At 45.3% G+C, this 18,517-nt stretch carries 16 protein-coding genes; 10 read left to right on the top strand and 6 right to left on the bottom strand.

Features of this window, described 5'->3' with window-relative positions:
* Positions 1–106 precede the first annotated feature (106 nt).
* A complete protein-coding gene (locus DD616_RS14750; RefSeq protein WP_026028082.1) occupies positions 107–400 on the top strand; it encodes an ArsR/SmtB family transcription factor in 294 nt (97 codons plus the stop codon).
* Between the two features lie 152 nt (positions 401–552).
* On the opposite strand, the gene rpsT is transcribed toward DD616_RS14750, so the two are convergent.
* Positions 553–813: a 30S ribosomal protein S20 gene (gene rpsT, locus DD616_RS14745; protein ID WP_026027444.1), complete on the bottom strand. Its 261-nt coding sequence runs from the start codon at positions 811–813 to the stop codon at positions 553–555.
* A gap of 257 nt (positions 814–1,070) precedes the next feature.
* On the opposite strand from rpsT, the gene murJ reads away from it, so the two are divergent.
* From murJ to ispH, 6 genes are all read left to right on the top strand, one after another.
* Complete coding sequence (murJ, locus tag DD616_RS14740) at positions 1,071–2,633, top strand: murein biosynthesis integral membrane protein MurJ (protein WP_026028080.1); 1,563 nt, start codon at positions 1,071–1,073, stop codon at positions 2,631–2,633.
* Positions 2,634–2,704: 71 nt separating this feature from the next.
* The gene (ribF, locus tag DD616_RS14735) at positions 2,705–3,640 is read left to right on the top strand and encodes a bifunctional riboflavin kinase/FAD synthetase (RefSeq protein WP_026028079.1); all 936 of its coding nucleotides are present in this window, start codon (positions 2,705–2,707) and stop codon (positions 3,638–3,640) included.
* A 63-nt stretch (positions 3,641–3,703) separates the two neighbouring features.
* On the top strand, positions 3,704–6,562 hold the full coding sequence (gene ileS, locus DD616_RS14730; RefSeq protein ID WP_208871860.1) for an isoleucine--tRNA ligase: 2,859 nt from the start codon (positions 3,704–3,706) through the stop codon (positions 6,560–6,562).
* 17 nt (positions 6,563–6,579) lie between these two features.
* Positions 6,580–7,089: a signal peptidase II gene (gene lspA, locus DD616_RS14725; RefSeq protein WP_026029102.1), complete on the top strand. Its 510-nt coding sequence runs from the start codon at positions 6,580–6,582 to the stop codon at positions 7,087–7,089.
* Positions 7,090–7,258: 169 nt separating this feature from the next.
* Complete coding sequence (gene fkpB / locus DD616_RS14720) at positions 7,259–7,690, top strand: FKBP-type peptidyl-prolyl cis-trans isomerase (RefSeq protein WP_013857554.1); 432 nt, start codon at positions 7,259–7,261, stop codon at positions 7,688–7,690.
* A 26-nt stretch (positions 7,691–7,716) separates the two neighbouring features.
* Positions 7,717–8,679, top strand: coding sequence for a 4-hydroxy-3-methylbut-2-enyl diphosphate reductase (gene ispH / locus DD616_RS14715; protein ID WP_013857553.1), 963 nt, complete (start codon positions 7,717–7,719; stop codon positions 8,677–8,679).
* 95 nt (positions 8,680–8,774) lie between these two features.
* Here ispH and DD616_RS14710 read toward each other — a convergent pair whose 3' ends face one another.
* A complete protein-coding gene (locus tag DD616_RS14710) occupies positions 8,775–10,259 on the bottom strand; it encodes a carbon starvation CstA family protein (RefSeq protein WP_094149665.1) in 1,485 nt (494 codons plus the stop codon).
* A 243-nt stretch (positions 10,260–10,502) separates the two neighbouring features.
* Here DD616_RS14710 and DD616_RS14705 point away from each other — a divergent pair, with 243 nt between their 5' ends.
* On the top strand, positions 10,503–10,844 hold the full coding sequence (locus DD616_RS14705; protein ID WP_208871859.1) for a DUF2799 domain-containing protein: 342 nt from the start codon (positions 10,503–10,505) through the stop codon (positions 10,842–10,844).
* 51 nt (positions 10,845–10,895) lie between these two features.
* Positions 10,896–12,692, top strand: a complete 1,797-nt coding sequence (locus DD616_RS14700) for a cation:proton antiporter (RefSeq protein ID WP_208871858.1) — start codon at positions 10,896–10,898, stop codon at positions 12,690–12,692.
* On the opposite strand, the gene murQ is transcribed toward DD616_RS14700, so the two are convergent.
* Together murQ and DD616_RS14690 are read right to left on the bottom strand one after the other, a co-directional pair.
* Positions 12,689–13,618: an N-acetylmuramic acid 6-phosphate etherase gene (murQ, locus tag DD616_RS14695; protein WP_017048824.1), complete on the bottom strand. Its 930-nt coding sequence runs from the start codon at positions 13,616–13,618 to the stop codon at positions 12,689–12,691. The two genes, DD616_RS14700 and murQ, sit on opposite strands and share 4 nt — an antisense overlap.
* A 15-nt stretch (positions 13,619–13,633) precedes the next feature.
* Positions 13,634–14,746: an anhydro-N-acetylmuramic acid kinase gene (locus DD616_RS14690; RefSeq protein ID WP_026028077.1), complete on the bottom strand. Its 1,113-nt coding sequence runs from the start codon at positions 14,744–14,746 to the stop codon at positions 13,634–13,636.
* 98 nt (positions 14,747–14,844) lie between these two features.
* Here DD616_RS14690 and nagZ point away from each other — a divergent pair, with 98 nt between their 5' ends.
* Complete coding sequence (gene nagZ, locus DD616_RS14685; protein WP_208871857.1) at positions 14,845–15,831, top strand: beta-N-acetylhexosaminidase; 987 nt, start codon at positions 14,845–14,847, stop codon at positions 15,829–15,831.
* Positions 15,832–15,885: 54 nt separating this feature from the next.
* On the opposite strand, the gene btsR is transcribed toward nagZ, so the two are convergent.
* Together btsR and DD616_RS14675 are read right to left on the bottom strand one after the other, a co-directional pair.
* Positions 15,886–16,602 carry a two-component system response regulator BtsR gene (gene btsR, locus DD616_RS14680; RefSeq protein WP_208871856.1) on the bottom strand — a complete coding sequence of 239 codons (717 nt, stop codon included), beginning with the start codon at positions 16,600–16,602 and terminating at the stop codon, positions 15,886–15,888.
* 9 nt (positions 16,603–16,611) lie between these two features.
* The gene (locus DD616_RS14675) at positions 16,612–18,291 is read right to left on the bottom strand and encodes a sensor histidine kinase (RefSeq protein ID WP_026027451.1); all 1,680 of its coding nucleotides are present in this window, start codon (positions 18,289–18,291) and stop codon (positions 16,612–16,614) included.
* Between the last annotated feature and the right edge of the window lie 226 nt (positions 18,292–18,517).

Raw genomic sequence — 18,517 nt, 5'->3', positions numbered from 1 at the left:
AGAAAAAGGTACTAACCTTACTTATAAACTCATAACCTGTTGGGTTAAGGAAGATGCAAACTTGTGATGCGTTTGATGTAAGAAGTTGTTCCAAGGGAGCTTATTCATGAACCTACAAGAAATGGAAAAAAATTCCGCTAAAGCAGTGGTGTTGTTAAAGGCTATGGCTAACGAAAGACGCCTACAAATATTGTGTTTATTACACAATCAAGAACTGTCGGTTGGTGAGCTATGTGGGAAATTAGAATTGAGTCAATCGGCACTTTCGCAGCATCTTGCTTGGTTAAGAAGAGATGGGTTAGTGGATACAAGAAAAGAAGCTCAGACGGTTTACTACACACTCAGCAGCCATGAGATCAAGGCGATGATTGAGTTGTTACACGGTTTATACTGCCGCTAGTGTTTTGAAAAATACACAATCCGAAATTATGTTTCAGTAACATAGTTCGGATTTTTTTATATTAAAATTAGAGTAAATACTTTACTTGACATTGCAGATATAAAAAAACCGGCCTTAGCCGGTTTTTATTTTCGCGTGGAACCAAGTCTAAATTATAGAGCTTTGATTGCTGCAGCGAAACGAGACTTATGGCGAGCAGCTTTGTTCTTGTGAACAAGACCTTTAGTCGACATACGGTCAAGGATTGGTGTAACTGCAGCAAATGCAGCAGTTGCAGCTTCTTTATCGCCAGCTGCGATAGCTGCGATGGTTTTCTTCATGTAAGTGCGCATCATAGAACGACGGCTAGCATTATGCTGACGACGTTTCTCAGCTTGGATAGCGCGCTTCTTAGCAGATTTACTATTTGCCAAGGGTCTAACTCCCAAAAACTTAGTTCGGTGACAATTTAAGGGCGGGGAATATCCCTTATTTGCTCTCAATTGTCAAATGATTTGTGCAAAAACCGTTCTAGGCCAAACAAATTTTGGTATAGGAAGGTCATCGCGGTTAAGATGCGGGGATTCTAACAGTATTTTTTTTCCAATGCTAATACTTATCTGATCTCGCACTGACATTCCTTATGTGTTGCTGTGGATAATGACGTTTTGGCTTGTTTTTCGAGGTAATAGTGAGCAAACGCCTACTCAAATCTGGCTTGATTGTCAGTGCTATGACGTTGATTTCTCGTGTGTTGGGCCTAGTTCGTGACGTAGTTGTTGCGAATTTGATGGGGGCAGGTGCGAGTGCCGATGTTTTTTTCTTTGCTAATAAAATTCCTAACTTTTTACGTCGGCTATTTGCCGAAGGGGCTTTTTCTCAAGCGTTTGTTCCAGTACTGACCGAATACCATTCATCCGGAGATATCAATAAAACACGCGAGCTGATCGCTAAAGCATCTGGCACATTGGGGGTTATTGTCACTTTGGTGACTGTTGTGGGGATCTTATGCTCTGGTGCGGTCACGGCACTGTTTGGGGCTGGTTGGTTTTTAGATTGGCTTAATGATGGTCCTGATGCGCATAAGTTTGAGCTTGCGAGTTTATTATTAAAAATCACTTTTCCTTACTTATGGTTCATCACTTTTGTTGCTTTATCAGGAGCGATTCTCAATACCCTGGGCAAGTTTGCCGTCTCTTCTTTTACCCCTGTATTTTTGAATGTGATGATCATCGGTTGCGCTTGGTTTTTGTCGCCGCACTTACAGCAACCGGAAATTGGCTTGGCGATTGGCGTCCTTCTTGGGGGATTGGTCCAGTTTCTATTTCAAATTCCATTTTTGCTCAAAGCAGGTTTATTGGTTTGGCCTCAATGGGGTTGGAATGAACCGGGGGTTGTGAAAATTCGCACCTTGATGTTGCCCGCTCTTTTTGGGGTATCGGTCAGTCAAATTAACTTATTGCTGGACACCTTCATCGCCAGCTTCTTACAAACGGGCTCCATTAGCTGGCTTTACTATTCAGACCGTTTGCTAGAATTTCCGTTAGGCTTATTTGGTATTGCGATTGCTACCGTTATTTTGCCCGCATTATCCCGTAAACATGTCGATGCCCACAGCGAAGGATTTTCGCAAACCATGGATTGGGGTATTCGTATGGTTTGTCTGCTCGGTTTTCCTGCGATGTTAGGCCTGATTGTGTTGGCAAAACCGATGCTTATGGTGCTATTTATGCGAGGTGAGTTTACCCCGAATGATGTCAATCAAACGGCGTTGTCACTCTATGCATTTGGTTTGGGCTTGATCAGTTTTATGCTGATCAAAGTGCTCGCACCAGGGTACTACTCTCGGCAAGACACCAAAACGCCAGTTCGTTATGGCATTATCGCCATGATCTCTAATATGGTCTTCAATGCACTTTTAGCGTGGCATTTAAGTTATGTTGGTTTGGCGTTAGCTACGTCATTATCTGCTTTTATCAACATGGCACTGCTTTACCGAGGGTTACATGTGCAAGGGGTGTATCAGATCACCCGTAAAACTATTGGTTTTATTATTCGCTTAATGGTGGCCAGCAGTGCGATGGTTGTGGTCATTGTTTGGCAATTGGAAGAAATGTCAACGTGGCTAGAGTGGAGTCTGACACAGAGGGCTACATCATTGGTGATGCTGATCAGTATCGGTGCGGTCAGTTATTTGCTTTGCCTAGCCGTGCTTGGCGTGCGTTTAAAAGACTTAAAAGCGGCGACAGATTAATGGTGATTAGTATATAATCCGTCGGTTTCGCACCTTGCTAATTGAGAACTATAGGTTTTAAGCATTTTCTAATGGAATTGATTCGCGGCATTCACAATATCAAGCCACAGCATCATGGCTGTGTATTAACCATCGGAAACTTTGATGGTGTTCATTTAGGGCATCAGCAAGTTTTGAAGCAAGTATCCAAGAAAGCGCAATTATTGGGTTTACCTTCGGTGGTTATGACGTTTGAACCGCAGCCATTAGAATTATTTGCCAAGCACAATGCACCAGCTCGATTAACTCGATTACGTGATAAATTTGTGCAATTGAACAAGCAGTCGGTTGACAGATTGTTATGTGTGAATTTTAACCAGCACTTTGCTAATTTAACGGCAGAAGCTTTTATTCGTGACTTGTTGGTCGCTCAGTTGGGTGTTAAGTTTCTGGTGATTGGTGATGATTTTTGTTTTGGTAAAAATCGCCAAGGTAATTTCAGTATGCTGCAGCAAGCTGGACAACAGTTTGGTTTTGAGGTGGTAAGTACCCACAGTTTTTGCTTGCAACAACAAAGAGTGAGTAGTACTGCTATTCGTAACGCTTTAGCAAGCGATGACTTAGTGTTAGCTAAGCAGATGCTCGGTCGTGATTACGGTATCAGTGGTCGAGTGTCGCATGGTCAAAAGTTAGGGCGAACCATTGGTTTTCCTACAGCGAACATTCCGCTTAAGCGCTGTGTTTCACCGGTCTCTGGTGTTTACGTCGTCAATGTCTATGGCCTTGATAACTCGCCTATCGGAGGAATTGCCAATATTGGTAATAGGCCAACAGTCAACGGGGTTCGCCAACAACTTGAAGTACACTTGTTTGACTTTCATGCCAATTTATATGGCAAACAGCTAGAAGTGGCACTTTTACATAAGCTTCGAGATGAAAAGAAATTTGAATCTTTTGGAGCGTTAAAGCAACAAATTGAATTGGATGCTGATGCGGCAAGGGTGTGGTTGCATCAGCTAAAGAATTAGTCGGATTATTCCACCGATTAATATCATGTCTAACGTCGCCCAATATAACGGAATTAAGAATCGATGAGTGATTATAAAGATACCCTGAACCTACCTGAAACAGGGTTTCCAATGCGTGGCGATCTGGCTAAACGTGAGCCAGAAATGTTAAAGCGTTGGTATCAAGAAGATCTTTACGGCGAAATCCGTAAAGCCAAAAAAGGCAAAAAATCTTTCGTATTGCACGATGGCCCTCCTTATGCCAACGGTGATATTCATATTGGTCACGCACTGAATAAGATTCTTAAAGACATTATTATCAAATCGAAAACCTTATCTGGTTTTGACGCGCCTTACATCCCAGGTTGGGACTGTCACGGCCTACCTATCGAATTGATGGTAGAGAAAAAAGTCGGCAAACCGGGCCAGAAAGTGACCGCGGCTGAGTTTCGTGAAAAATGCCGTGAATATGCAGCAGGTCAAGTGGAAGGCCAGAAAGAGAGCTTTAAGCGTTTGGGCATCATGGGTGAGTGGGATAAACCTTATCGCACCATGGATTTCGCCACCGAAGCGAACATTATTCGCGCATTGGGTAAAATTGCCGATAAAGGCCACCTGCTGAAAGGTTTCAAACCCGTTCACTGGTGTACTGATTGTGGTTCAGCACTGGCTGAAGCGGAAGTTGAATACAAAGATAAAGTGTCACCTTCGATTGACGTACGATTCAAAGCAGCCGATGAAGCGGCGCTGCTTGAAAAGTTCACGCTCGCGGCTGATCACGCCGGCCACGGTCAAGTGTCGATTGTAATTTGGACAACCACACCTTGGACCTTGCCAGCTAACCGCGCAGTCTGCTTACGTGATGATCTTGAATATGTTTTGCTGCAAATTGAAGCAGACGGTGAACGCCCTGCTGAACGCATTATCGTTGCGTCAGAACTTGCAAAAAGTGTCATGGATCGTGCTGGTATCAGTCATTACCACAACCTTGGTTTTTGCCAAGGTGCAGACCTTGAACTAATGCCTTTTAATCATCCATTTTACGCATTTACTGTGCCTGCGATTTTGGGTGAGCACGTAACTACTGAATCGGGTACTGGTGTCGTTCATACTGCACCTGGTCATGGTCAAGAAGACTTCGTGGTCGGTCAGCAATACGGCCTTGAAGTAGCCAACCCTGTCGGTTCAAACGGCGTATATCTAGCAGACACCGAGCTATTTGCTGGTCAACATGTGTTTAAAGCGAATGACTCTGTACTTGAAGTACTGAAAGAAAAAGGTGCTTTGTTGCACCACCATGCCTACGAGCATAGTTATCCTCATTGCTGGCGTCATAAAACCCCAATCATTTTCCGTGCAACACCACAATGGTTTGTCTCTATGGAACAAGCCGGTCTGCGCGCCCAAGCTCTAGAATCGATCAAAGGCGTACAATGGATGCCGGAATGGGGTCAAAGCCGCATCGAAGCAATGATTGAAGGTCGTCCTGAATGGTGTATTTCTCGTCAGCGTACTTGGGGTGTACCGATTGCGCTATTTGTGCATAAAGAGACGGCAGAACTTCATCCTAATAGCCCTGCGCTGATTGAAACAGTGGCGCAATTGGTAGAACAAAAAGGGATTCAAGCGTGGTGGGATGTCGACACTGCTGAGATCTTGGGCGAGGAAGATGCCAAGCATTACGAAAAAGTACTCGATACACTGGATGTGTGGTTCGACTCTGGTGTAACTCACTACGCCGTTGTTGATAAGCGTGAAGAGTTCAATGGCCACGGTGCAGATCTGTACCTTGAAGGTTCAGATCAGCATCGTGGTTGGTTCCAATCTTCATTGATTTCATCGGTAGCAATGAAAGGTGCTGCGCCTTACAAACAAGTATTGACGCATGGCTTTGTGGTCGATGGTCATGGCCGCAAGATGTCAAAATCAATCGGCAACGTGGTTGCGCCAAAAGATGTCACCAATAAACTGGGTGCAGACATCCTGCGTCTATGGGTTGCATCGACTGATTACACTGGTGAAGTGGCGGTTTCTGACGAAATTCTAAAACGTTCGGCGGATGCTTATCGCCGTATCCGTAATACAGCACGTTTCTTCTTAGCCAACCTCAATGGGTTTAACCCAGCAACGGATATGGTTGCAGCTGATGAGATGGTGTCGCTGGATCGCTGGGCCGTAGGCCGTGCCTTTGCGGCGCAACAAGAAATTGTCAAAGCATATGAAGAGTATAATACGCATGGCGTGATCCAACGTTTGATGCACTTCTGCTCAATTGAAATGGGTTCGTTCTACCTTGATGTGATTAAAGATCGCCAATACACCGCTAAACAAGGTGCACATGCACAGCGTAGCTGTCAAACGGCGCTGTATTACATCGTTGAGGCTTTGGTTCGTTGGATGGCACCGATCATGTCATTTACGGCTGATGAAATTTGGAACGAAATGCCAGCGATGCAAGCTAATGGCGAGCCGCGTGAAAAATTTGTCTTCACGGGTGAGTGGTTTGAAGGTCTGTTTGGGTTAACTGAAGGCGAAGAGTTGAACAATGAATTTTGGGCAGAGATGCAAAAAGTTCGTAGCTCGGTGAACAAGTTGCTTGAAACTGCTCGTAGTGAAAAAATCATTGGTGGCTCATTACAAGCTGAAGTGGTGCTGTTTGCTGATGATGCTTTAGTGGCTCAGTTAAACAAGCTTGAAGATGAACTGCGTTTTGTACTGCTGACATCAAAAGCGATAGTGAAGCCTCTGGCTGAGAAAAACGATGCGGCACAAGCAACGGAAACTGCAGGTTTGTTTGTGTTGGTGAGCGCAACCGAAGCAGAGAAGTGCGATCGTTGTTGGCATCATACTCCTGACGTAGGCACTATCACTGGTCATGAAACTATTTGTGGCCGTTGTGTGTCGAACGTGGATGGTGAAGGCGAAGTTCGTAAGTTCGCTTAATAATATTGGGATTCAATATGGCAGAGCAGACGCTTACTTGGAAACAATCAGGAGTTCGCTGGCTATGGCTAGCGCTTCTGGTCTTTACCTTTGATGTCGGCATAAAGCTGATGGTCATGGATAACATGGGGTATGGTTGGGCAAATCGCATCGAAGTAATGCCTTTTTTTAACCTACTTTATGTACATAACTATGGTGCGGCATTTAGCTTTTTAGGCGATCAAGCGGGTTGGCAACGTTGGTTGTTTACCGCTATTGCCTTTGCGGTGACGGGGCTCCTCACTTACTGGATGAGTAAGCTGCCTGCGCAAGAGAAGTGGCATAATATCGCTTATGCCATGATTATTGGTGGCGCAATCGGCAACGTGTTTGATCGTATCGTACACGGTTTTGTGGTTGATTATCTTGATTTCTACTGGGGTAATTATCACTGGCCAGCATTTAACTTGGCTGACAGTGCCATTTGCCTTGGTGCAGCAATGATTATCCTTGATGGCTTTCGTAAAAAAGACGATGCGCACTCATAATGGCTAAAATAGTTGAATAACCCTAAGCGCTGTCTGTTGATTCAGGTGGCGCTTTTTGTTTACTCTTCATCTCTAAAAATATGGTGGCGATAGGCGTACTAAAAACGGGCATTTTTATGTCGTTATGGATGCCTTGTCTCCACACTAAAAATAAATAAAGAGAAATCACGTGACGACGATAAAAGCAAATAGTGCGGTAACCCTACACTTCACCATTAAATTAAAAGATGGCTCTATTGCGGATAGCACTCATAATATGGGCAAACCAGCGAAATTGGTTATTGGTGATGGCAGTCTAAGCGACAATTTTGAGTTGTGCTTAATCGGTCTGAGTGCCGGAGAATCCAAAACCATTGAGTTAAAAGCCGAAGACGCGTTTGGTTTGTCTAACCCCGATAACATCCACCATATGGATCGCGCCAAATTTGCCGGTAATACTGAGGTGGAAGTTGGCACGATTATGGCGTTTAGTGGCCGCGATGGCTTAGAAATTCCTGGTATTATCACCGCTATTGCGGGCGATTCGGTAACGGTTGATTTTAACCACCCACTTGCAGGACAAGATGTCATTTTTGATGTTGAAATTTTGTCTGTAGAATAATTGGCAACTTGCGATAACCCTATTCAATGAGCAATGAAATGAAAATATTGTTAGCCAACCCTCGTGGTTTTTGCGCCGGTGTTGATCGTGCGATCAGCATTGTTGAACGCGCACTTGAGCTGTATCAGCCTCCGATTTATGTACGACATGAAGTGGTGCATAACCGCTTTGTGGTGGAAGGGCTGAAGCAGCGCGGGGCCATTTTTGTTGAGGACTTACACGAAGTACCTGATGACAATATTGTGATCTTTTCTGCTCATGGCGTTTCGCAAGCAGTGAGACTTGAAGCGAAAGCGCGTGCATTAACCGTGTTTGATGCCACTTGCCCCTTGGTGACTAAAGTGCATATGGAAGTGGCTCGAGCCAGTCGCCGCAGTATGGAAGTAGTGCTGATTGGCCATGCAGGTCATCCTGAAGTGGAAGGAACCATGGGCCAATACGCCAGTAAAAAAGGCGGCATGTACTTGGTTGAAAAACCGGAAGATGTTGAATCACTAAAAGCTATCGTTAAAGATCCGACTAATTTACATTATGTTAGCCAAACCACCTTGTCGGTGGATGAAACAGCCGATGTGATTGATAAATTGCGTGAAGTGTTTCCGGATATTCAGGGGCCACGTAAAGATGATATCTGTTACGCGACACAAAACCGCCAAGATGCAGTGCGTCAACTTGCATTGGATGTTGATTTGGTGGTGGTGGTGGGCTCGAAAAACTCATCCAACTCTACGCGTTTAAAAGAATTGGCGGAAAAGCTCGGAACGCCGGGTTACTTGATTGATTGCCCTGAAGATATTGATCCAACGTGGTTCGATGGTAAGAAAACCGTTGGCGTCACGGCCGGCGCATCGGCACCCGAAGCATTAGTGAATCAGATCCTAGATCGAATTAAAGAGCTTGGTGCTCAATCGGTTGAAGAAGTGCTTGGACGAGAAGAGAACATGTTTTTTGAAGTGCCCAAAGAGCTGCAAATCAAGCAAATCGACTAGTCAATAAAAAGCATTTGAATTAGACGTACCAATAAAAGAAGAAGGGCTTCCAAATGGAAGCCCTTTTCTATAACGCAAGCGAAGCGTCATTCACACTATGCAGTTTCTGTGACTGCTTTCGGTTTTTCTTCATCGGTAAGTTCGATGTCGCCTTTACCTTTGGAGATTCTAATTACATATATGGTTACGGACAGTGAGAACAAAATACCGGCAATGGTTGATGCTTGCATCGGTAAGCCAAAGCCTAATGCACTGTTATTAAGAATGAAGGTGGCACAAACTGTGGTCATAAACATCGCGGGGATAGTCGCAATCCAATGCAGTTTGTTGTGGCGTAGTAAATAGGCGGAAGCGGTCCAAAGCATCATTACTGCTGTGGTTTGGTTGGCAAAACCGAAGTAGCGCCAAATAATACCGAAATCCACTTGAGTGAGAATGGCACCCAAAACAAACAGCGGCAGTGCCATGAACAAGCGATTACGCAGCGTTTTTTGTTCCATATTGAAATATTCAGCTAAGATCAAACGACTAGAGCGAAATGCAGTGTCGCCTGAGGTGATCGGTAGGATAACCACACCCAAGAAGGCGATGATGCCGCCAAACACACCTAATAAGCCAAAGGATGCGCTGTACACAACGTTACCCGGGCCGCCGTTTTTCACCGCTTCTGATAATCCTTCCAATGAGCCAAAGAAAGAGAGTGCAATCGCACACCAGATAAGTGCGATAATGCCTTCACCAATCATGGCACCGTAAAACACGAAGCGGCCATTTTTTTCGTTTTCCATACAGCGAGCCATCAATGGCGACTGAGTTGCATGGAAACCAGAGATAGCACCGCAAGCAATCGTGATAAAGAGCGCTGGCCAAAGTGGTAGGTCGTTCGGGTTCATGTTGCTGAACATGTCGCTCATTTCAAAACCGCCCATCACAGTGTGTTCACTGGAAAGTGCAATCGCGGTCATTAAGCCAACCGACATAAAGATCAACAATGCGCCGAACAGTGGGTAGAAACGGCCGATGATTTTATCGACAGGAACGATGGTGGCGAGAATGTAGTAAGCGAAAATGATCACCACCATTGAGGTCATGCTCACCGTTAGACTCGTTTGCTCGTTAATCAGATTGGTGATCATCCCCGCAGGCGCAGAAACGAAAACAACCCCCACAAGCAGTAGCAGTACAATGGCAAAAATGTTCATAAAATGTTTGGCGCCATTGCCTAGGTAACGGCCAGTAATGGTGGGCACTGAAGCGCCGCCATTGCGTACCGACAACATGCCTGAAAAGTAGTCATGCACCGCACCTGCAAAAATACAGCCGACGACAATCCACAACATTGCTGCAGGACCATAGAGTGCGCCCATGATTGGGCCGAAAATTGGGCCTACGCCAGCAATATTAAGCAATTGTACCAAGTAGACTTTTTTGGTCGACATAGGAACATAGTCCACGCCATCACTCATGGTGTGGGCCGGTGTTTTACGGTTCTCGTCAATACCAAATACTTTTTCTACAAAAGCGCCGTAGATAAAGTATCCGGCCAGTAGGGCTGCGACACAGGTAAGAAACCACATCATAGCAATTGTCCTTTATGAATGAATTAAGCTCACTGTGGATAATAAAGGGCTCTGTGACGAGAAACATCTGCTTTTCCAGTGAGCGGCACTATAGCCAGTTAAGTGGCTATTTCACACAATAAGTGGTTTAGGGCTCGTCTCATCATCTGGATCAATAATGCTTTGCTGCTGGGAGGCAATGAGTGGCATCTTACAAGCAATCTGCTAGGCTAATTGAATGAAAATAAGAACTTAAGGACAACAATGAAAAAATTAAGTGTATTGTGCGCTGCTGTGTTGATGGTTGGGTGTGCGGCCTCTGATGCTGAATTAGCACAAAACAGAGATTGGCAACAAATTGGTTATCAAGATGGAGTCACTGGTCATACTCAGCGCAGCTATAAAAAGCTTTCTGAGCTCGGTTCGGTGCAACAAGCCGATTACGAAGCGGGATACGTTAAAGGGCTAAGCGAGTATTGTAACCCCAATTTCGCCTATCAAATTGGATTGTCAGGACTATATTATGAAGGTGCGTGCGAAGGAACCGAGCAAGCACAGCGCTTTCGCATGGAATGGCAACGGGGTTGGAATGAGTTCACTAATTAACCCACCTATTGATGGGTTATCCATTTAAGATATCGCTATTAGAGAAAATATATGCATGAAGAGTTTATTGCTTTAGCTATTGCAGCCATTGGCGTTCTTGGTTTGACGTGCCAGTGGTTAGCATGGAAGTTGCGTCTTCCTGCTATTTTATTTTTATTAATTGCGGGCATTGTCGTTGGTCCGTTGACTGGGTGGTTAGAACCTCAGCAGCTATTGGGAGAATTATTATTCCCTTTGATTTCTCTTGCGGTTGCGGTGATTTTGTTTGAGGGTAGCCTCACACTCAACTTCAAAGATATTCGCGGCGTCAACCACACTGTGTGGAGCATTGTGTCGCTTGGAGCCCTAGTTTCATGGGGAATAACCAGCGTTGCGTCGTATTATTTATTGGACTTTGATTGGTCACTTGCGCTGCTGTTTGGCAGTTTGACCGTAGTTACCGGGCCGACCGTCATAGTACCGCTGCTACGTACCGTGCGGCCAAATGCTCGACTTTCCAATATATTGCGCTGGGAAGGAATACTCATCGACCCGTTGGGTGCACTGTTTGTGGTGATGGTGTATGAGTTTATTATCTCTAGCAGTGAAGCGCATAGCTTATACGTTTTCTCTTTAATTATTGGTGTTGGTTTAAGTATAGGAGCGGCCGCTGGCCAAGCCGTCGCTGTCATATTGAGGCGAGGCATGTTGCCTGAATATTTACAGCCTTTTGCTGTATTGGCTGTGGTACTTGGCGTCTTTTCCGCTTCTAACGCCATCGAGTCAGAGTCTGGCTTACTGACGGTGACGGTGATGGGGATGTGGCTGGCAAATGCTAAAAACGTCAATATTCAGCATATTCTTCATTTCAAAGAAAACCTGACTATTTTGCTAATCACTGGCCTCTTTATCCTTTTGGCTGCACGCATCGAGCTGGCTGATTTCCAAGCATTAGGGTGGAGTGCATTGCTGTTGTTGGTGGTAATGCAGTTAGTTTCCCGTCCGATGTCCATTTTTATTGCAACCGTGCGCAGCTCATTATCTTTCAAAGAGAAAACTTTTTTGGCTTGGGTGGCGCCTCGCGGTATTGTGGCTGCTTCTATTTCTTCTCTATTTGCTATCAAACTGACAGCGGCAGGTGTAGAGGGAGCGACACTATTAGTGCCTTTAACGTTTATGGTCATTATTGGAACGGTGATTTTACAAAGTGCGACGGCGCGTCCTATTGCAATGGCATTGAAGGTGGCAGAACCTGCTCCGCGTGGTTTTTTGATTATTGGTGCGAATGACGTCGCTCGAGCGCTTGGAAAGGCGTTTGCGAAATATGATTGTCGCGTTGTGCTCACCGATTCTAACTGGGACTACATTAGTCAGGCGCGAATGGCGGGGCTAGCCAATTATTATGGTAATCCGATATCAAGCCACGCCGATGAATATTTAGATTTGATTGGTATTGGTCATGTGGTTGCACTTAGCCCTGATAAGCATTTCAATATTATGGCTTGCATGCATTTTCTCAGTGATTTCGGTGAAAAACGCGTATTTTGTTTGAACGATCATGCCAATGACAATAGTAGCGATAAACACAAAGTGGCTCAGGAATATCACGGTTTATCACTTTTTAATGGTGAAGTGAGTTATAAAAAATTAGCCAGTTTGATCAACCAAGGTGCAGAAATTAAGCACACAAAACTGAGCGAAAGTTTCACCTACCAAGATTATCTCCAGCAGAACAAAGAACATTTTGTTTTGCCACTGTTTATGGTGAACGTCAAAGGCCGTATCCAGATGCACCATTCTATTCAGGAGTTTTTACCTACGGAAGGTGAAATAGTCGTCTCGTTGATCAAACAGAGCCAGAGCCACTAGTGGCTCTCGTGTTCACTTTCCATTGCCCGGCGAAGAAAACCATCAGACTCAGTCAATTTATCCATAGCTTCTGCATAACTTAACCCCGTCAAGTGCATCAATATCGCTACTTTTACATTGTTGTTGCTTTGGGCTAATAAGTATTCAGCCTCAGCGCGTTCACAGTCGGTTGCTTGCATCACAATTCGCACCGCTCTGGCGATGAGTTTTCGGTTAGTGGCCTTAACATCGACCATTAAATTTTGGTAACTCTTACCAAGACGGATCATGCTAGCGGTGGTGAGCATGTTGAGTACCAGCTTCTGCGCTGTACCGGATTTTAAGCGCGTTGAACCGGTCAGAGCTTCTGGCCCAACGACAGGGCTAATGGCTATTTGCGCCAATTCTGCAATCGGGGAATCCGGGTTACATGATAGGGCAATGGTTGTCGCGCCCAAATCATTAGCATACTCCAAGGCACCGATGACATAAGGTGTTCGCCCACTAGCGGCAATGCCAACAACCACATCTTGATCCGTAAAATGAATACTTTTGAGATCTTGAATGCCGAGTTCTGCGCAATCTTCCGCCCCTTCTTTAGCACTGAACATGGCCTCTTTCCCACCGGCAATCAAACCAATCACCATCTGATCGCTAACCCCAAATGTTGGAGGGCACTCTGATGCATCAAGAACGCCTAATCGACCACTGGTTCCTGCGCCAATGTAGATTAATCGACCACCATGTTTGAATGCATAGGTAATTCGATCCACGGCTAAGGCGATCTCCGGAAGGACTTTTTCGACGGCCAGCGGAACGTGTTTATCTTGTTGATTGAGCCGTTCTACAATTTCTTGTGCTGATAGTAGGTCAATATCCATTGTGTCAGGGTTGCGACCTTCGGAAATAAGGTGAGAAAGCGCAGAGAGCAGCGCGTCATTAGTCATACCATTCCTTACTTATTAATGAGTAAAATAGACCACACCCAACGAAGCGAGAGCGCTTGCTCCGGTTACTTCTGGTAGATTGCTGGGTAAATTATGCAGACGACGTTGAGCAAGCCAAGCAAAAGCCATCGCTTCCATGTAGTCACTATCCACCCCTTTATCGCTGGTGGGCATGATGCGCCAGTGTGCTAAATGGGCCTGCAAACGTTCAACCAATAGCGGGTTACGGGCACCGCCCCCACACAGCAGCAATTCCGGCGCTGGCCCACATTGGTAGTGTGCGACTTGCGTGGCGATGGTGAGTGCTGTGTATTCACAGAGTGTACGTTGCACATCTTCTGCTGCTAACGAAAACTCAGCCAATATCTGCTGAAGCCAAGGGAGATTAAACAGCTCGCGACCTGTACTTTTCGGTGCATTCAACGCAAGGTACGGCTCTTGATTGAGACGTTCGAGTAGTGGTTGGTGTACCTTTCCCGATCTCGCCCACATGCCATTATCATCAAACTTATGGCCTGTCTGTTCAAAGCACCACGCATCCATCAACATATTGCCCGGGCCCGTATCGTAGCCTAATACTTTTTGCTGCGGCCGCAGTACCGAAATATTAGCGATGCCGCCAATATTGAGTACTACAACGCTCGAATCGGTTGATTTGAAAATGGTGTCGTGAAATGCAGGGACTAATGGAGCTCCTTGGCCGCCGAGCGCCATATCTTTGCGACGAAAATCAGCCACTGTGTCGATGCCAGTTTTGCTGCTGATGATATTGGCATCACCGAGTTGCATCGTAAAAGGCGTATTACCGTTGGGTTGATGAAAAACCGTTTGGCCATGGCAGCCAATCGCGCGAATATCGCACGCTTGATAGCCTGATTGAGCCAGTAAAGCGATGACTGCATCAGCAAACAGATGACCGAGCAAGTGGTCTAACTCGCCAATCTCTTGCACATTGGTTGATTGCCCAATACAGACATTCAGCAAACGCTGTTTGAGATCTTCTGGCATTGGGAAATCAGCGTGAGCCAATAAACGAATTTGGTTGCCATCCATTTCGACCAGCGCTGTATCGACACCATCCATGCTTGTGCCAGACATCACACCAATGTAGCGTTCAATGCTCTTCATTCGCTTCTCCTTCAACTCGAAAACAAAATCATTGTAATAGAAATTCAAAGCGAATAACCTCGTTAAATTAACTGTTTAAGTAAATTTTTGGAGTGAGCATGGGACCGTTGTGGCTAGATGTGGCAGGCTGTGAATTGAGCGCTGAAGACAAAGAGATTCTTGAGCATCCCACTGTCGGCGGGGTCATTCTTTTTGCGCGTAATTATCACGATAACGCGCAGTTGCTTGCGCTTAATAAAGCGATTCGCCATGCAGCAAAACGTCCGATTTTAATTGGTGTCGATCAAGAAGGTGGGCGAGTACAGCGTTTTCGTGATGGGTTTTCGCTGATCCCTGCCGCGCAGCAGTATGCCAAGCAGAATAATGGTGAAGCATTAGCTCGCCAAGGTGGCTGGCTGATGGCGGCGGAGTTGATTGCTCATGATATTGATCTCAGCTTTGCTCCTGTATTGGATAAAGATCATGCGTGTAAAGCGATTGGTAATCGTGCTTTTGGTGATGATGTACAGAGCATCATTCGCCACAGTTCAGCCTATATGCAAGGTATGAAAGAGGCTGGCATGGCAACAACAGGTAAACACTTTCCCGGTCACGGCGGGGTAATCGCTGACTCGCATCTTGAGACGCCCTATGATGAGCGCAGCACGGTGATGGAAGAGGACATGGCAATATTCAAAGCGCAGATTGAAGCCGGAGTGCTCGATGCCATGATGCCTGCACATGTGATTTATCCTCACTATGATGATCAACCTGCCAGCGGCTCTGCGTTTTGGTTGAAGCAAGTACTTCGCCAGCAGTTAGGGTTCAAAGGATTAGTCTTTTCTGATGATTTAACAATGGAAGGGGCATCTGTCATGGGCGGGCCAGCCGAGCGCTCGCATCAATCGCTAGCCGCTGGATGTGACATGATTTTAGTGTGCAATCAACGCGCAGCTCAAATTGAAGTATTGGATAATTTGCCGATTTTGGATGTGCCAGCGGCTGAGTCTCTACTCAAACGTCGTGCTTTTAATCTTCCTCAACTGCAAAGTACTGAACAGTGGAAGCAAGCTTCAGAAGCGATGAAACGACTGCTTGGTGAGTAAAAAAATGGCGCTGTGCGTGAAAGCTTCAGCGCCGTTATTTTCTATTCGTTGCGGTTAGTGAAAACCCAGAACTTCTTTTAAATTTTTTAGATAACGTCGGCTGACGGGCACTTTGTGATCACTAAGGGTGATGATTTCCGCCAGCCCATTGTCCAATAATTTGATCTCTTTAATGGCCCTAGTATTGATTAAATACTGGCGGTGACAACGAACCAGTTGCGTTCTTTCTTCCAAAATTTTGAGCGTTAATTGGCTGGTGGCTCGTTGTAAATGGGTTTGCACATGAACACCACTGATGTCGCTCAAAGCAAACTCGACATCTTTGGTGGCAATGATCACAATTCTATTTAATCCAATGCAGGGAACTTGATCTAACCCTGCTGGTGATAAAATCGAAAAATCCTGCTTTTTGTGCCCTTGGCGAACTAAACGTTGCAGCGTTTTCTTTAAGCGCTCAGGGTCAACTGGCTTGAGTAGATAATCAAACGCATTTTCCTCAAACGCTTGCAGCGCATACTGATCATAAGCGGTGACAAACACCACATTGGGCATCGTATCTGGGTCAAGCATCCCTAGCAGCTCAATGCCAGTAACTTGTGGCATTTGGATGTCGAGAAACACCACGTCTGGCTTTAGCTGATTGATTTTTTTTAACCCTTCGATCGCATTACTGGCGTGACCAATCACATCAACATCGCCCGTCTCTTCTAGTAGCTCAGTCAGTTCTTCCCGAGCGAGCAGTTCGTCATCAATAACCAGTGCCGATAGCATGTTATTCCCTTAGTTAAATCCTTGATGAGGAATGAGAAAGCTCATTCGTGTGTATTGATTAGCCAATACTTCCGTTTTTAGTGCGGCTTGTTCGCCAAATTTATTAGTTAAGCGTTTATTGACAATTTGCATGCCTAAACCATCGTAATCTTCATTCGGAGCTTGGTAACTGCCCGCATTATCTTCCACTACAATTTTGTATCCTTCCGTTTGCGCTTGGCTGTAGATTCGTACCCGTCCGCCTTCTAACAAGTTAGAGGTGCCGTGCTTTATCGCATTTTCTACCAGTGGCTGTAGAGTAAAACTGGGTACATTGCGCTCAAGCAGTAATGCATCATCGATGGCAATATCCACTTCAAGGCGATCGGCAAAACGCGCTTGTTCTATGGTTAAGTAGGCTTTGACATGTGCTAATTCTTCTTTAAGAGTCACTGTCTCAATATTTTGTTTGAGGTTACTACGAAAGAAGTGCGAAAGATGCTGGATAAGTTCTCGCGCTTTGTCGGGATCACGGCGGGTGATGGCACTAATGGTATTGAGCGCATTAAACAGAAAGTGGGGGTTGACTTGAGCATGCAGCAGTTTGATCTCGGCGCGAGAAAGCAGCATCTGCTTTTGTTGGTATTCGCCGTACAGAATTTGGCTCGACAGTAATTGTGCAATCCCTTCCGCCATTGACATGTTAATGGTTGAAAAAAGTTTACGCTTCGGCTCGTACAGCTTTATGGTTCCAATTACGCGATCACCTGCTCGAAGTGGAATGATTAACGCTGAACCGAGTTTGCAGTTTTTAGAGAGTGAGCATTGATAAGGGGAATCTTTTCCGTCGAGGTAAATAATGCGGTTTTTGGTGATCGCATCCAGTGTACTTTGTGAAGAGATAGGCGTATTGGGTTTGTGGTGGTCATCACCGATACCGATAAACGCGAGTATTTTTTCTCTATCGGTGATGGATACCGCGCCAACATTGGTCATTTCGTAAACAATTCGAGCGACTTTACCTGCATTGTGTGGATTAAAACCGTTGGCCAAAATGCCAACTGAACGCTCAGCAATATTCAGTGCGCGACGAGAAAAGGTGGCGGAATACTCTTCAAAAATGGTTTTTCTGTCTTGTAAAATGCTCATGAATAGCGCCGCGCCGACTGAGTTAGCGATGATCATGGGCGCGGCGATGGTCGAGACTAAGGCGTATGCATCAACAAACGGTTTAGCGACTAACAAAATTACCAACATTTGCACTATCTCAGCAAACAGTGTTACGGCAAAGACAATGCTGGGGCTAAACAGGAGTCGCCCTTTGCCCTTTCTCAGTAAATAGGTGTGCAGCAATCCACCAATCAACCCTTCTGCAGTGGTTGAAATAGCGCATGCCACATCGGTAAAACCGCCTAAAGTGTAGCGATGCATACCGCCAGTAAATCCAACCGCAAACCCCACAATGGGGCCACCAAATAACCCACCCATAACGGCACCTATCGCCCTCGTATTGGCAATCGCATCGTTGATCTGCAAACCAAAATAGGTGCCCATGATGCAAAAGAGGGAAAACAAAACATAGGTACTGATTTTGTGGCTAATTCGACTGGAAATGTTAAGCAGCGGCAAGAAAATGGGTGTTTTGCTCAACATATAAGCGAGAACGAGGTAAACACACATCTGTTGCAGTAAGGAAAGAATTAAATCCATGTCAAAAACCCGTTGGTTTGGTGATCCCCTTTTCACTTGAAGCTACAGTGGTATTGGCTTTGTTCATTTTCCTAAGCGTAGAGTTTTCTATATACATTAGGATTTATGTACGGATGGCCAGACTGTAACACCAATCTCTTTGGGTATGATTTACGATTCATCCTCACTATTTTAGGTGAGATAGAGAGAATAAAATACGCGTCAGCTTATATTTTTTGCTTTAATA

The organism is Vibrio anguillarum (assembly GCF_003390515.1).
Lineage (GTDB): Bacteria > Pseudomonadota > Gammaproteobacteria > Enterobacterales > Vibrionaceae > Vibrio > Vibrio anguillarum.
Note: the sequence above shows the minus strand (reverse complement) of the source record. Positions and strands in the feature narration are given on the sequence as shown.

What these genes read in the sequence shown, in the direction of transcription:
- btsR (WP_208871856.1), bottom strand. Translation starts at nt 16,602, where the DNA reads ATGCTATCGGCACTGGTTATTGATGACGAACTGCTCGCTCGGGAAGAA.
- ribF (WP_026028079.1), top strand. Translation starts at nt 2,705, where the DNA reads ATGGAATTGATTCGCGGCATTCACAATATCAAGCCACAGCATCATGGC.
- DD616_RS14750 (WP_026028082.1), top strand. Translation starts at nt 107, where the DNA reads ATGAACCTACAAGAAATGGAAAAAAATTCCGCTAAAGCAGTGGTGTTG.
- DD616_RS14710 (WP_094149665.1), bottom strand. Translation starts at nt 10,259, where the DNA reads ATGATGTGGTTTCTTACCTGTGTCGCAGCCCTACTGGCCGGATACTTT.
- DD616_RS14705 (WP_208871859.1), top strand. Translation starts at nt 10,503, where the DNA reads ATGAAAAAATTAAGTGTATTGTGCGCTGCTGTGTTGATGGTTGGGTGT.
- nagZ (WP_208871857.1), top strand. Translation starts at nt 14,845, where the DNA reads ATGGGACCGTTGTGGCTAGATGTGGCAGGCTGTGAATTGAGCGCTGAA.
- DD616_RS14675 (WP_026027451.1), bottom strand. Translation starts at nt 18,291, where the DNA reads ATGGATTTAATTCTTTCCTTACTGCAACAGATGTGTGTTTACCTCGTT.
- lspA (WP_026029102.1), top strand. Translation starts at nt 6,580, where the DNA reads ATGGCAGAGCAGACGCTTACTTGGAAACAATCAGGAGTTCGCTGGCTA.
- ileS (WP_208871860.1), top strand. Translation starts at nt 3,704, where the DNA reads ATGAGTGATTATAAAGATACCCTGAACCTACCTGAAACAGGGTTTCCA.
- murQ (WP_017048824.1), bottom strand. Translation starts at nt 13,618, where the DNA reads ATGACTAATGACGCGCTGCTCTCTGCGCTTTCTCACCTTATTTCCGAA.
- DD616_RS14700 (WP_208871858.1), top strand. Translation starts at nt 10,896, where the DNA reads ATGCATGAAGAGTTTATTGCTTTAGCTATTGCAGCCATTGGCGTTCTT.
- ispH (WP_013857553.1), top strand. Translation starts at nt 7,717, where the DNA reads ATGAGCAATGAAATGAAAATATTGTTAGCCAACCCTCGTGGTTTTTGC.
- DD616_RS14690 (WP_026028077.1), bottom strand. Translation starts at nt 14,746, where the DNA reads ATGAAGAGCATTGAACGCTACATTGGTGTGATGTCTGGCACAAGCATG.